Annotated in this window: 14 protein-coding genes; 10 read left to right on the forward strand and 4 right to left on the reverse strand. The window is 63.8% G+C overall.

What is annotated here, in order from left to right; genetic code table 11:
* Positions 1 to 26: 26 nt before the first annotated feature.
* Genes otnC through ltnD form a run of 3 tightly spaced genes read right to left on the reverse strand, consistent with a single transcriptional unit; the run spans position 27 to position 2,951 of the window.
* On the reverse strand, positions 27 to 671 hold the full coding sequence (otnC, locus tag V3W40_RS33800) for a 3-oxo-tetronate 4-phosphate decarboxylase (protein ID WP_065946550.1): 645 nt from the start codon (positions 669 to 671) through the stop codon (positions 27 to 29).
* Positions 668 to 1,966, reverse strand: coding sequence for a 3-oxo-tetronate kinase (gene otnK / locus V3W40_RS33805; RefSeq protein WP_330216469.1), 1,299 nt, complete (start codon positions 1,964 to 1,966; stop codon positions 668 to 670). The genes otnC and otnK overlap by 4 nt, the downstream gene beginning before the upstream one ends.
* Before the next feature lie 10 nt (positions 1,967 to 1,976).
* Complete coding sequence (gene ltnD / locus V3W40_RS33810; protein WP_256097762.1) at positions 1,977 to 2,951, reverse strand: L-threonate dehydrogenase; 975 nt, start codon at positions 2,949 to 2,951, stop codon at positions 1,977 to 1,979.
* Between the two features lie 183 nt (positions 2,952 to 3,134).
* Between ltnD and V3W40_RS33815 the strand changes: the two genes are divergently transcribed.
* The 6 genes from V3W40_RS33815 to V3W40_RS33840 all read left to right on the forward strand — a co-directional run bounded on the left by V3W40_RS33815 (position 3,135) and on the right by V3W40_RS33840 (position 8,023).
* The gene (locus V3W40_RS33815; RefSeq protein WP_027603604.1) at positions 3,135 to 3,725 is read left to right on the forward strand and encodes an amino acid synthesis family protein; all 591 of its coding nucleotides are present in this window, start codon (positions 3,135 to 3,137) and stop codon (positions 3,723 to 3,725) included.
* Positions 3,726 to 3,764: 39 nt separating this feature from the next.
* A complete protein-coding gene (locus V3W40_RS33820; RefSeq protein ID WP_027603603.1) occupies positions 3,765 to 4,598 on the forward strand; it encodes an alpha/beta fold hydrolase in 834 nt (277 codons plus the stop codon).
* Entirely contained in the window at positions 4,595 to 6,076 is a 1,482-nt protein-coding gene (locus V3W40_RS33825) for an aldehyde dehydrogenase (RefSeq protein ID WP_065926393.1), read from the forward strand. The genes V3W40_RS33820 and V3W40_RS33825 overlap by 4 nt, the downstream gene beginning before the upstream one ends.
* Positions 6,077 to 6,088: 12 nt before the next feature.
* A complete protein-coding gene (locus V3W40_RS33830) occupies positions 6,089 to 6,574 on the forward strand; it encodes a flavin reductase family protein (RefSeq protein WP_027603601.1) in 486 nt (161 codons plus the stop codon).
* A gap of 130 nt (positions 6,575 to 6,704) precedes the next feature.
* Positions 6,705 to 7,457: a GntR family transcriptional regulator gene (locus V3W40_RS33835; protein ID WP_027603600.1), complete on the forward strand. Its 753-nt coding sequence runs from the start codon at positions 6,705 to 6,707 to the stop codon at positions 7,455 to 7,457.
* Positions 7,458 to 7,459: 2 nt separating this feature from the next.
* Positions 7,460 to 8,023, forward strand: a complete 564-nt coding sequence (locus V3W40_RS33840) for an NUDIX hydrolase (RefSeq protein ID WP_330216470.1) — start codon at positions 7,460 to 7,462, stop codon at positions 8,021 to 8,023.
* Between the two features lie 77 nt (positions 8,024 to 8,100).
* On the opposite strand, the gene V3W40_RS33845 is transcribed toward V3W40_RS33840, so the two are convergent.
* Positions 8,101 to 8,394: a DUF1330 domain-containing protein gene (locus tag V3W40_RS33845; RefSeq protein ID WP_065946546.1), complete on the reverse strand. Its 294-nt coding sequence runs from the start codon at positions 8,392 to 8,394 to the stop codon at positions 8,101 to 8,103.
* Between the two features lie 69 nt (positions 8,395 to 8,463).
* Between V3W40_RS33845 and ribBA the strand changes: the two genes are divergently transcribed.
* From ribBA to V3W40_RS33865, 4 genes are all read left to right on the forward strand, one after another.
* Positions 8,464 to 9,573 carry a bifunctional 3,4-dihydroxy-2-butanone-4-phosphate synthase/GTP cyclohydrolase II gene (gene ribBA, locus V3W40_RS33850; RefSeq protein WP_250948260.1) on the forward strand — a complete coding sequence of 370 codons (1,110 nt, stop codon included), beginning with the start codon at positions 8,464 to 8,466 and terminating at the stop codon, positions 9,571 to 9,573.
* Positions 9,574 to 9,801: 228 nt separating this feature from the next.
* On the forward strand, positions 9,802 to 10,827 hold the full coding sequence (locus V3W40_RS33855; protein WP_330216471.1) for an ABC transporter substrate-binding protein: 1,026 nt from the start codon (positions 9,802 to 9,804) through the stop codon (positions 10,825 to 10,827).
* The gene (locus V3W40_RS33860; protein WP_065926398.1) at positions 10,824 to 11,741 is read left to right on the forward strand and encodes an ABC transporter permease; all 918 of its coding nucleotides are present in this window, start codon (positions 10,824 to 10,826) and stop codon (positions 11,739 to 11,741) included. The genes V3W40_RS33855 and V3W40_RS33860 overlap by 4 nt, the downstream gene beginning before the upstream one ends.
* Positions 11,742 to 11,747: 6 nt before the next feature.
* Positions 11,748 to 12,557: an ABC transporter permease gene (locus tag V3W40_RS33865; protein ID WP_010567348.1), complete on the forward strand. Its 810-nt coding sequence runs from the start codon at positions 11,748 to 11,750 to the stop codon at positions 12,555 to 12,557.
* The last annotated feature ends 1 nt before the right edge of the window (position 12,558 follow it).

A 12,558-nucleotide genomic window follows, 5' to 3' on the forward strand; every position in this document is an offset into this window, starting at 1 on the left:
CAGCACTTGCCGTGTCGTCTTGCGGGTTACCAGTGCGCGCCGAAGGTCTCGCGCAATTCATCCAGTGCAGCCTGATCCAACGGCGCCGGCCGGGGGTTGCTCATCAACCACAACCGTGCGGTTTCTTCCAACTCTTCCAGGGCGTAGCTGGCCTTGGCCACCGAACTCTCCCAGACCACCGGCCCCAGGCGTTCGAGCATCACCCCTCGCACGCTGTTGGCCAGTTGCGCGACCTGCTCGGCGACCTTGGGCGAACCCGGACGCTGATAGCCGATCAAGGGAATGTGACCGACCTTCATCACCTGGTAAGGCGTGAGCGGCGGCAAGATATCCTCCGCGCTCCACACGCCTGCCAGGGTCAGCGCAACCAGGTGGGTGGAGTGGGTGTGCACCACACCGCCCACCGAGGGGTTGCGGTCATACACCTGGCGATGCAGGGCCAGGGTCTTGGACGGTTTGTCCCCGGACACCCACTCGCCCTTCAGGTTGACCTTGGCAATAGCGCCTGGCACGAGGCGCCCGAGGCAGACATCGGTGGGGGTGATCAGCCAGCCATCGTCGAGGCGCGCACTGATATTGCCGGCGCTGCCGACGGTGTAGCCACGCTGGTACAGGCTGTGGCCGACATCGCAGATTTCTTCGCGCAGGGCCTGTTCGTCGATGCCAGTCACTGGGCACCTCCGGCCAGGTGCGCGAGGGCTTTGGCGAAGAACTCACGGCCACCGAAGTTGCCGGATTTGAGCGCCAGCGCCAGCGCCAGCGGCTCGGCGGAACTGCTGACGGTGGCCGGCACGCCAGGGTCGATCTGCGCACCAATCTGCAATAGGTTGACGCCGAGGGCCTTGACCACCGAGCCGGAGGTTTCCCCGCCGGCGATCACGAAACGCCGCACGCCTTGCTCGCGCAAGCCCGCGGCGATCTCGCCCAAGGCGTTCTCCACCAGGGCCCCGGCGCGTTCGACGCCGAGCCGCTCTTGCACGGCCTTGACCTCGGCGGGGGTGCTGGTGGCGTAGATCAATACGGTGTGTGCGCTGTCGCGGGCAAACGCCAGCGCCTGCGCCACCACCGGTTCACCGGCAGCCAGGGCGATGGGATCAATGCGCAATGCCGGGCGGCCCGCCTCGCACCAGGCCGCGACCTGGCCGAGGGTCGCTACCGAGGCACTGCCGGCGAGCACCACCTCGCCACCGCTGATAGTCGGCAGCGTCGCCGCATCGAAGTCGCGCAGCTTACCGGCACGGCGGAAATTGCCTGGCAAACCCAAGGCCAGGCCCGAGCCACCCGTGAGCAAAGGCAAGTCGGCGCAGGCGCTGCCGAGGGTGTAGAGGTCTTGATCGGACAGCGCATCGGCGATGGCAATGCCCACGCCTTGCTCGCGCAGTGCGGCGATTTTTTTACGGGTCGCCTCGACGCCCGCGGCGATGCTGTCGTACCGCAGCAGCCCGACCGGCAGTTGCGTCTGGCTCTGCAGCACGCGCACCAGGTTCGCGTCGCCCATGGGCGTCAGCGGGTGATGTTGCATGCCCGACTCATTGAGCAACTGGTCCTGCACAAACAGGTGGCCACGGAAAATCGTCCGGCCGTTTTCCGGGAACGCCGGGCAGGCCAGGGTGAAATCACTGCCCAGCGCCTTGAGCAAGGCCTCGCTGACCTGGCCGATATTGCCGGCGGCAGTGGAGTCAAAGGTCGAGCAATACTTGAAGAAAATCTGTTCGCAGCCCTGCTCGCGCAGCCAGTCCAGCGCGGCCAGGGATTCCTCCACAGCCTCTGCGACCGGCGTGGTACGCGACTTGAGGGCGATGACGATGGCGTCCGCATCCAGCCCGTCCGCGACTTCGCGGCTGGGGATGCCGATGCTCTGCACCGTGCGCATACCGCCGCGCACCAGCATGTTGGCCAGGTCGGTGGCGCCGGTGAAATCGTCGGCGATGCAGCCCAGCAACGGGCGCGTGGTGTGGTTAGTCATAACGCGTTCCTTACACCGGCTCGGGCTTGGCAGTCGGCAGGTCGATGCCGGGGAAAATCTTGATCACCGCCGAGTCGTCCTCGCGGCCAAAACCGGCGCTGGAAGCCTGCATGAACATCTGGTGCGCAGTGGCCGACAACGGCAGCGGGAATTTGCTCGCACGCGCGGTATCCAGCACCAGGCCGAGGTCCTTGACGAAAATATCCACCGCCGACAGTGGCGTGTAGTCGGCCTTGAGAATGTGCGGCACGCGGTTTTCGAACATCCAGGAATTGCCGGCGCTGTGGGTGATCACCTCGTACAAGGCATCGGCGTCCACGCCTTCGCGCAGGCCCAGGGCCATGGCTTCGGCGGAGGCGGCGATGTGCACGCCGGCGAGCAACTGGTTGATGATCTTGACCTTGGAGCCCAAACCATGGACGTCGCCCAGGCGATACACCTTGCCGGCCATGCCCGCCAGCACTGCATCGGCCTTGGCATAAGCGGCCTGCGGGCCGGAGGTCATCATGGTCATCTCACCGGCGGCGGCCTTGGCCGCACCGCCGGAAATCGGCGCATCCAGGTACAGCAGGCCGTGTTCGCCCAAGCGCTGGCCGAGGTCCACGGCGTAGGTCGGGGCCACGGTGGCACAGCCGATCACCAGGCTGGCGGGACGCAGCGCCGCCACGGCACCGCCCTCACCAAACAGCACGGTCTCGGTCTGCTCGGCGTTGACCACCACGGTGATGAGCACATCACAGGCCTCGGCCATCTGCGCCGGCGACGCGCACGCCACCCCGCCTTCGCCGGCGAACTGCCGGGTAACCGCCTCGCGTACATCACAGGCATGCACATTGAAACCTGCGCGCAACAGCGAGCGGGCAATGCCCAGCCCCATCGCGCCCAGACCGATCACACCGACATTCTTATTATTCATGGGGTACTCCAGGGGAAAACGGCGGCTGACACCACACCGGCGAGCCGCGTTGGAATTGGGATCGATCATCCACCAATGAACGGATTATGTGAAGTATTTTTTCGATCTAACATTTTTTAACATCGCCCCAAGAAGAATTTCACACCCCCTTTATCGCCTTACCCACGCAAACTCATTTGCGACGCTTGTGCTTTGCGTATTATGGTATACCATCATACGTAATCCACTCCCCCACACCTGATGGAGCCGCTCATGAGTTTCGAAATTCGCAAGATCGTCAGCTACGTTGAAGAAACCTTTATCGAAGGCGGCAAGGCCTCGGATACCCCGGTGAAGATGGTCGGCCTCGCCGTGGTGCTGAAGAATCCATGGCTGGGTCGTGGCTTCGTCGAAGACCTCAAGCCGGAAATCCGGGCCAATTGCTCCGACCTCGGCGCGCTGATGGTCGAGCGCCTGGTGGGCATCATTGGCGGCGCCGAAAACATCGAGGCGTATGGCAAGGCTGCTGTGGTCGGGGCCGATGGCGAGATCGAACACGCCAGCGCGATCATCCATACCCTGCGCTTCGGCAATCACTACCGTGAAGCGGTCAAGGCCAAGAGCTACCTGAGCTTCACCAACAAGCGCGGCGGCCCGGGCACCTCGATCCAGATCCCGATGATGCACAAGGACGACGAAGGCCTGCGTTCGCACTACATCACCCTGGAAATGCACATCGAGGATTCGCCGCGTGCCGATGAAATCGTCGTGGTATTGGGCTGCGCCGATGGCGGCCGCCTGCACCCTCGTATCGGCAACCGCTATATCGACCTGGAAGAGCTGGCCGCTGAAAAAGCCCAGTAAGCAAGACCGGCCAAAACAAAAAGCATGCAGGAGCGCTCCATGATTCGGCTCACCGCTGAACGCACCCCGGCTGGCACCAGTTATCTGGCGACCGGCCAAGGCCAGCCTGTGGTTTTGATCCACGGCGTGGGCCTGAATAAAGAAATGTGGGGCGGGCAAGTCGTTGGCCTGGCCACGAATTACCGCGTGATCACCTATGACATGCTCGGCCATGGCGCCAGCCCGCGCCCGGCCGCCGGCACGCCGCTGCTGGGGTATGCCGATCAGTTGCTGGAGTTGCTCGACCACCTGCAATTGCCCCAGGCCACGGTGATCGGTTTTTCCATGGGCGGCCTGGTCGCCCGGGCGTTTGCCCTGCACTACCCCGAGCGCCTCACATCCCTGGTAGTGCTCAACAGTGTGTTCAACCGCAGCCCCGAACAGCGTGCCGGCGTGATCGCACGCACCGCCCAGGCCGCCGAACACGGCCCGGATGCGAATGCCGAAGCTGCGCTGTCGCGCTGGTTCAGCCGTGAATACCAGGCGGCCAACCCGGCGCAGATCGCCGCCCTGCGTGAAACCCTGGCGGGCAACGACCCCCAGGGCTACCTGACTACCTACGAACTGTTTGCGACCCAGGACATGTACCGCGCCGACGACCTCAAGGGCTTGCGCGTACCGACCCTGGTCGCCACCGGCGAACTCGACCCCGGTTCAACCCCGGAAATGGCCCGGCAACTGGCCGATCGTATTCCCGGCGCCACCGTTGCGGTGCTGGCCGAGCAACGGCATATGATGCCGGTAGAATCGCCACGCCTGGTCAACCAGCTGCTGCTGGGCTTCCTCGACACGGTGTACGCCCAAAACAATCCAATCAAGGGGATCGTTGCATGACACTCACACGCTTCCAGATGTGCATCGGCGGTGAATGGGTCGATGCCCTGTCCGGCAAGACTTTCGACAGCCTCAACCCGGCCCTGGCCGAACCCTGGGCGCAACTGCCCGACGCCGATGAGGCCGATGTGGAGCGCGCCGTGCAGGCCGCCCAAAGCGCCTTCGACAGCCCGGCCTGGCGTGGCCTCACCGCCACCGCACGGGGCAAATTGCTGCGCCGCCTGGGTGACCTGATCGCCGACAACAAGGAGCAACTGGCCCAGCTCGAAAGCCGCGACAACGGCAAGTTGATCCGCGAAACCCGTGGCCAGGTCAGCTACCTGCCGGAGTTTTTCCACTACACCGCCGGCCTGGCCGACAAGCTCGAAGGCGGCACCCTGCCGCTGGATAAGCCGGACCTGTTCGCCTACACCGTGCACGAAGCCATGGGCGTGGTCGCCGCGATCATTCCGTGGAACAGCCCGCTGTACCTGACCGCGATCAAACTCGCGCCGGCCCTGGCGGCGGGCAATACCATCGTGATCAAACCGTCGGAACACGCCTCGGCGACCATCCTCGAACTCGCGCGCCTGGCCCTCGAAGCCGGGATCCCAGCGGGCGTGGTCAACGTGGTCACCGGCTACGGCCCCAGCACCGGCGCCGCCCTCACCCGCCACCCACTGGTACGCAAGATCGCCTTCACCGGCGGCGCGGCCACGGCCCGCCACGTGGTGCGCAGCAGCGCGGAGAACTTCGCCAGGCTGTCCCTGGAACTGGGCGGCAAATCGCCGAATATCATCTTTGCCGACGCCGACCTCGACAGCGCCATCAACGGTGCGATTGCCGGTATCTACGCGGCGTCCGGGCAGAGCTGCGTGTCCGGTTCGCGCCTGCTGGTGCAGGATGAGATCTACGACGAATTCGTCGAGCGCCTGGTGGCGCGTGCCGAGCGCATCCGCATCGGCAACCCCCAGGACGACGCCAGCGAAATGGGGCCCATGGCCACCGCGCAGCAACTGGCCGTGGTCGAGGGCTTGGTCGCCGATGCCATCGCTGAAGGCGCGCGCCTGCGCACCGGTGGCAAACGCCCGCAGAACCTCGGTGAAGGCTGGTTCTATGAGCCAACCTTGTTCGAGTGCGACAGCAACTCGATGAAGATCATGCAGGAAGAAGTGTTCGGCCCGGTGGCCTCGGTCATCCGTTTCAAGGACGAAGCCGAAGCGCTGGCCATCGCCAACGACTCGCAATTCGGCCTCGCCGCCGGCATCTGGACCCGCGACCTCGGCCGCGCCCACCGCCTGGCGCGGGACGTGCGCTCGGGGATCATCTGGGTCAACACCTACCGTGCCGTGTCGGCAATGGCGCCTATCGGCGGCTTCAAGAACAGCGGCTACGGCCGTGAAAGCGGCATTGATTCGGTGCTCGCCTACACCGAGCTGAAGACGGTGTGGATCAACCTCTCCCAGGCGCCCATGCCTGATCCTTTCGTGATGCGCTAAGAGACCCCGACCATGATCGAACCCGGCATTTACAAAGACGTCATGAGCTCATTCCCCTCCGGGGTCACGGTGGTCACCACCCTCGACCCGGACGGCGGTATCGTCGGCATTACCGCCAGTGCGTTCAGCGCGCTGTCGATCGACCCGGCGCTGGTGCTGTTCTGCCCTAACTATGGGTCGGACACCTACCCGATCCTGCGCGACAGCAAGCGCTTCGCGATCCACTTGCTGTCCGCCGACCAGACCGCCGAGGCCTATGCTTTCGCCAGCAAAGGCAAGGAAAAGGCCAAGGGCATCGAGTGGCACCTGAGCGAGTTGGGCAACCCGCTGCTGGCCAAGGCCACGGCGATCATTGAGTGCGAACTGTGGCGCGAATACGACGGCGGCGATCACGCGATCATCGTCGGCGCGGTAAAGAACCTGATCCTGCCCAAGGAGCCGGTCACGCCGATGATCTACCACAAGGGCAAGCTGGGCCCGCTGCCGGCCCTGGCCTGAGGCGCGCGGGGGCCGTGAGGGTTTGTCGCTTAAGGAACGCAGCATGATAAACTTGGGCACGATTTTCGGCCCTCAATCGGCCCCGGCCGGCCGAGGCCTCCAGTTAACCGCTAAATTCAGAGCAGACCCCATGAAACGCGCGCCCCTCGACGACAGCTTCAAGGTCAATCACAACCCGGTCACCCTGCGCGAAATCGTGCTGGAAAAACTGCGCAGCGCCATCATGAACTTCCAACTGCTGCCCGGTGACCGCCTGGTGGAGCGCGACCTGTGCGACCGCCTCGGCGTCAGCCGCACCTCGGTACGCGAAGCCTTGCGTCACCTGGAGTCCGAAGGCCTGGTGGAATTCGCCGATGCCAAGGGCCCGCAGGTGGCGATCATCACCCTGGCCGACGCCGTCGACATCTATGAACTGCGCTGCGTGCTCGAAGGCTTGATCGTGCAGCTGTTTACCCTGCGCGCCAAGGCCAAGGACATCAAGGCCCTGGAAAAAGCCCTGGAAGAAAACCGCAAGGCCCTCAAGGACGGTGAGCTGCAACAGGTCATCGACTCGGTCCAGGGCTTCTACGACGTGCTGCTTGAAGGTTCGGGCAACCATGTGGCGGCCACCCAGTTGCGCCAGTTGCAAGCGCGCATCAGCTACCTGCGCGCCACCTCGGTGTCCCAGGAAAACCGTCGCGGCACCAGTAACCAGGAAATGGAACGCATGGTCCAGGCGATCAAGAGCGGCGACCCGCTGGCGGCCCACCAGGCCTGCGTCGATCACGTGCGCGCCGCCGCCGCTGTGGCCCTGGACTACCTCAAGCGCAAACAGGAAGAAACCGGCAAGATTCCGGAAATCACCCTGCCCATCGCGCTGAAAGAACCGCGCATAGGTCACTGACCTTGGCCAGCCCCAGTTTTTGCCCGACATGCGGCGGCAGTGACCTCGGTCACCAGCTGCCACCGGGCGATACCCATGAGCGCCTGATGTGCCGGGGCTGCGGCTATATCCACTACATCAACCCCAAGATCATCGCCGGCTGCATCATCGAGCAGGACGGCAAATACCTGCTGTGCCAACGGGCGATCCCGCCCCGCCCGGGCACCTGGACCTTGCCTGCCGGCTTTATGGAAGGTGGCGAAACCACTGAGCAGGCGGCGTTGCGTGAAGTCTGGGAAGAAAGCGGCGTACGTGCCGAGATCCTCTCGCCCTACTCGATCTTCAGCGTGCCGAAAATCAGCGAGGTGTACATCATCTTCCGCGCCATCGCGCTGGAGATCACCGGCCAGTTCGGCCCGGAAACCCTCGACTACAAGTTCTTCGCGCCCGAGGAGATTCCCTGGGAGAGCATCTACTACCCGGCGATCCGGCAGATTCTCGAACGGTATATCGAGGAACGCCAGGCTGGGGTGTATGGCATCTATATCGGTAATGACGACAGCGGCAAGATCCACTTTATCCGCTGATCTTCAGGTAAACCGGGTCCAAATGTGTGAGGGAGCAAGCCCCCTCCCACATTTGAATCGGTTTATACCTGGAAAAATCAGCGCGCCAGCCCTTCCACGATGATGATCTGCGCCAGCCCCGCCCCTTCACGGTGCGCCTTCGCCTCCTGATATTCAGCGGACTCATAACACGCCACCGCCTGCTCATAGCTCTCAAACTCAATCACCACATTACGCTGCCGTGCCGGCCCGCCTTCCATTGCCTCGCTGCGCCCGCCCCTGGCCAGGAACCGCCCGCCAAACTTCGCAAACGCCGCCGGCGCGCGCTGGGTGTACTGCGTGTATTGCTCGGCATCGGACACATCCACATGGGCAATCCAGTAGGCCTTCATCGTGACATCCTCTTGTTGAGTTTTTGTGGTATACCATAATACATACAACCAACAAATCGAGCACTCTCCATGTCCTTCAACAGCATCGCAGACATCATCGAAGACTACCGCCAAGGCAAGATGGTGCTCCTGGTGGACGACGAAGACCGGGAAAACGAAGGCGACCTGTTGCTGCCTGCGGCCTGCTGTACCGCCGAGACTATCAGTTTCATGGCTCGCGAAGCCCGTGGCCTGATCTGCCTGACCCTCACCGACGAACACTGCCAGCGCCTGGGCCTGGAACAGATGGTGCCGAGCAATGGCAGCGTGTTCAGCACCGCGTTTACCGTGTCCATCGAAGCCGCCAGCGGCGTGACTACCGGCATCTCCGCCGCCGACCGCGCACGCACCGTGGCAGCGGCCGTAGATGTCAATGCCGGGCCGGCCGACATCGTGCAGCCGGGGCATATCTTCCCGTTGCGCGCCAAGGATGGCGGCGTGTTGACGCGCGCCGGCCACACCGAAGCCGGCTGCGACCTGGCGCGCCTGGCCGGGCACACCCCGGCGTCGGTGATCGTCGAAGTGATGAACGACGACGGCACCATGGCCCGCCGTCCGGAACTGGAAATCTTCGCGCGCAAGCACGGCATCAAGATCGGCACCATCGCCGACCTGATCCACTACCGCCTCAGCACCGAACGCACCGTGGTGCGCATCGGCGAACGCGACCTGCCCACGGTGCACGGCACGTTCCGCCTGATCACCTTTGAAGACCGCATCGACGGCGGCGTGCACATGGCAATGGTGATGGGCCAGTTGCGCCGCGATACCCCGGCGCTGGTGCGCGTGCATGTGATCGACCCGCTGCGCGACCTGGTCGGTGCCGACTACAGCGGCCCGTCCAACTGGACGCTGTGGGCGGCCTTGCAACGTGTCGCCGCTGAAGGCAGCGGCGTGGTGGTGGTGCTGGCCAACCATGAGTCGTCCCAGGCGCTGCTGGAACGCGTGCCGCAACTGACTCAGGCACCGCGCCAGTTCAACCGCTCGCAGTCGCGCATCTATTCCGAAGTGGGCACCGGGGCGCAGATCTTGCAGGACCTCGGCGTCGGCAAGTTGCGTCACCTCGGCCCGCCCCTCAAATACGCCGGGCTGACCGGCTACGACCTGGAGGTGGTCGAGAGCATTCCCTTCACCGAATGACGGATAACCGGTAAGGCAAAATGCTTGCACAAAGTTTGGAATACCATAATATGATATTCCATAGACCGAACGCTTCCGCCAAGTGCGCCCGCCAGGGAGAGCACCAATAACAGCCCTTGGCACGGTCGCCTTTTGGGGCCTCGATTAGAGGCCCCGGATGGACCTACTGCTCCCGATAGGCGGGCATTACCAAGCCCGCTCAATAACAAAACAAATGAGGGCGTGAAAATGGTGTTGAACAAACGTGCAACCGCAGTGCTGTTCGCGGGTTTATTGGCCACGACCACTCACGCGGCCATGGCGGCCGAAAGCGTCAATTTCGTGAGCTGGGGCGGTAGCACCCAGGATGCGCAGAAGCAGGCCTGGGCCGACCCGTTCAGCAAGGCCAGCGGCATTACCGTGGTCCAGGATGGGCCCACCGACTACGGCAAACTCAAGGCTATGGTCGAAAGCGGCAACGTGCAGTGGGACGTGGTGGATGTCGAGGCCGACTTTGCCTTGCGCGCCGCCGCCGAAGGCCTGCTCGAACCCCTCGACTTCTCGGTGATCCAGCGCGACAAGATCGACCCGCGCTTCGTCTCCGACCATGGCGTGGGCTCGTTCTTCTTCTCCTTCGTGCTCGGCTACAACGAAGGCAAGCTCGGCGCCGGCAAGCCCCAGGACTGGACCGCGCTGTTCGACACCAAGACCTACCCCGGCAAACGCGCCCTCTACAAATGGCCAAGCCCCGGCGTGCTCGAACTGGCGCTGCTGGCCGACGGCGTCCCGGCCGACAAGCTCTACCCCCTGGACCTGGACCGCGCCTTCAAGAAACTCGACACCATCAAGAAAGACATCGTCTGGTGGGGCGGCGGTGCGCAGTCGCAACAGTTGTTGGCCTCCGGCGAAGTCAGCATGGGCCAGTTCTGGAACGGTCGCATCCACGCCCTGCAGGAAGACGGCGCGCCCGTGGGCGTGAGCTGGAAGCAGAACCTGGTGATGGCCGACATTCTCGTCGTGCCTAAAGGTTCGAAAAACAAAGCGGCGGCGATGAAATTCCTCGCCAACGCCAGCAGCGCCAAGGGCCAGGCGGATTTCTCCAACCTGACCGCCTATGCGCCGGTGAACATCGACAGCGTGCAGCGCCTGGATTCGGTGCTCGCGCCGAACCTGCCGACCGCCTATGTCAAGGACCAGATCACCCTCGATTTCGCCTACTGGGCCAAGAACGGTCCGGCCATTGCGACACGGTGGAATGAATGGCTAGTCAAATGAAAATGACGGCAACCACACCGACCGGGAGCGCCCTCGGCGCTGCCGGCGCGGTTTCGCCCAAGGCCGGGGCACCGTCCCTGGCACAGCGCTGGCGGGGCTCGAGCAACCTGATCCCGGCCCTGCTGTTCCTCGGCCTGTTCTTCCTGGCGCCGCTGATCGGCCTGCTGCTGCGCGGCGTGCTGGAGCCGGTGCCGGGCCTGGGCAACTATGAACAGCTGTTCGCCAACTCGGCCTATGCACGGGTGCTGCTCAACACCTTTTCGGTGGCGGGCCTGGTGACCCTGTTCAGCCTGTTGCTGGGCTTTCCACTGGCCTGGGCGATCACCCTGGTGCCGCGCGGCTGGGGGCGCTGGATCCTGAATATTGTGCTGCTGTCGATGTGGACCAGCCTGCTCGCCCGCACTTACTCCTGGCTGGTCTTGCTGCAAGCCTCCGGGGTGATCAACAAGGCGCTGATGGCCATGGGCATCATCGATGTGCCCCTGGAGATGGTGCATAACCTCACCGGCGTGGTGATCGGCATGAGCTACATCATGATCCCGTTCATCGTGCTGCCATTGCAGGCGACCATGCAGGCCATCGACCCGATGATCCTGCAGGCCGGCTCGATCTGCGGCGCGAGCCCGTGGACCAACTTCTTCCGCGTGTTCCTGCCGCTGTGCCGGCCGGGATTGTTCTCCGGCGGCCTGATGGTGTTCGTGATGTCCCTCGGTTACTACGTCACCCCGGCGCTGCTCGGCGGTGCGCAGAACATGATGCTGCCCGAGTTCATCATCCAGCAGGTGCAATCGTTCCTCAATTGGGGCCTGGCCAGTGCCGGCGCCGCGTTGCTGATCTTCATCACGCTGGTGCTGTTCTACTTCTACCTGAAGCTTCAGCCGGAATCCCCGGTTGGCGCCAGCAACGCGAGGTAAGCCGTCATGCTCCTGACCCCCAATGCCATGAGCCGCAGGATGCGCTTGGGCCTCTACACCACCACCGGGTTGATCGGCCTGTTCCTGCTGCTGCCGATCGTGTTCATCGTGCTGCTGTCGTTCGGCTCGTCCCAATGGCTGGTGTTCCCGCCACCGGGCTGGACGCTGAAATGGTACGGCCAGTTCTTTTCCAACGCCGACTGGATGAACGCGGCCATGGCCAGCCTCAAGGTGGCCGTGCTGACCACCGTGTTCGCCGTCGCCCTCGGCCTGCCCACCGCCTTTGCCCTGGTGCGCGGGCGCTTCCCCGGCCGCGAATTGCTCTACGGCCTGTTCACCCTGCCGATGATCGTGCCGCTGGTGATCATCGCCGTGGCGGTGTACGCGCTGTTCCTGAAGCTTGGCTACACCGGCACGATGTTCGCCTTTGTGGTCAGCCATGTGATCGTGGCGCTGCCGTTCACCATCATCTCGATCATCAACTCGCTGAAACTGTTCGACCAGTCGATCGAAGACGCGGCGGTGATCTGCGGCGCCTCGCGGTTGCAGGCGGTGTTCAAGGTGACCTTTCCGGCGATTCGTCCGGGGATGGTCGCCGGTGCGCTGTTCGCCTTCCTGGTCTCGTGGGACGAAGTGGTGCTCAGCGTGATGATGGCCAGCCCGACCCTGCAAACCCTTCCCGTAAAAATGTGGACCACCCTGCGCCAGGACCTGACGCCTGTGATCGCCGTCGCGTCGACGCTGCTGATCGGCCTCTCGGTGCTGGTCATGGTGATTGCCGCCGCCGTTCGCCGGCGTACCGAAACCCGCGCTTGAG

The sequence above is a fragment of the Pseudomonas sp. AM8 genome, assembly GCF_036346475.1.
GTDB classification, from domain to species: Bacteria; Pseudomonadota; Gammaproteobacteria; order Pseudomonadales; family Pseudomonadaceae; genus Aquipseudomonas; species Aquipseudomonas marginalis.

What these genes read in the sequence shown, in the direction of transcription:
- otnK (WP_330216469.1), bottom strand. Translation starts at nt 1,966, where the DNA reads ATGACTAACCACACCACGCGCCCGTTGCTGGGCTGCATCGCCGACGAT.
- ltnD (WP_256097762.1), bottom strand. Translation starts at nt 2,951, where the DNA reads ATGATCGATCCCAATTCCAACGCGGCTCGCCGGTGTGGTGTCAGCCGC.
- V3W40_RS33815 (WP_027603604.1), top strand. Translation starts at nt 3,135, where the DNA reads ATGAGTTTCGAAATTCGCAAGATCGTCAGCTACGTTGAAGAAACCTTT.
- V3W40_RS33820 (WP_027603603.1), top strand. Translation starts at nt 3,765, where the DNA reads ATGATTCGGCTCACCGCTGAACGCACCCCGGCTGGCACCAGTTATCTG.
- V3W40_RS33825 (WP_065926393.1), top strand. Translation starts at nt 4,595, where the DNA reads ATGACACTCACACGCTTCCAGATGTGCATCGGCGGTGAATGGGTCGAT.
- V3W40_RS33830 (WP_027603601.1), top strand. Translation starts at nt 6,089, where the DNA reads ATGATCGAACCCGGCATTTACAAAGACGTCATGAGCTCATTCCCCTCC.
- V3W40_RS33835 (WP_027603600.1), top strand. Translation starts at nt 6,705, where the DNA reads ATGAAACGCGCGCCCCTCGACGACAGCTTCAAGGTCAATCACAACCCG.
- V3W40_RS33845 (WP_065946546.1), bottom strand. Translation starts at nt 8,394, where the DNA reads ATGAAGGCCTACTGGATTGCCCATGTGGATGTGTCCGATGCCGAGCAA.
- ribBA (WP_250948260.1), top strand. Translation starts at nt 8,464, where the DNA reads ATGTCCTTCAACAGCATCGCAGACATCATCGAAGACTACCGCCAAGGC.
- V3W40_RS33855 (WP_330216471.1), top strand. Translation starts at nt 9,802, where the DNA reads ATGGTGTTGAACAAACGTGCAACCGCAGTGCTGTTCGCGGGTTTATTG.
- V3W40_RS33860 (WP_065926398.1), top strand. Translation starts at nt 10,824, where the DNA reads ATGAAAATGACGGCAACCACACCGACCGGGAGCGCCCTCGGCGCTGCC.
- V3W40_RS33865 (WP_010567348.1), top strand. Translation starts at nt 11,748, where the DNA reads ATGCTCCTGACCCCCAATGCCATGAGCCGCAGGATGCGCTTGGGCCTC.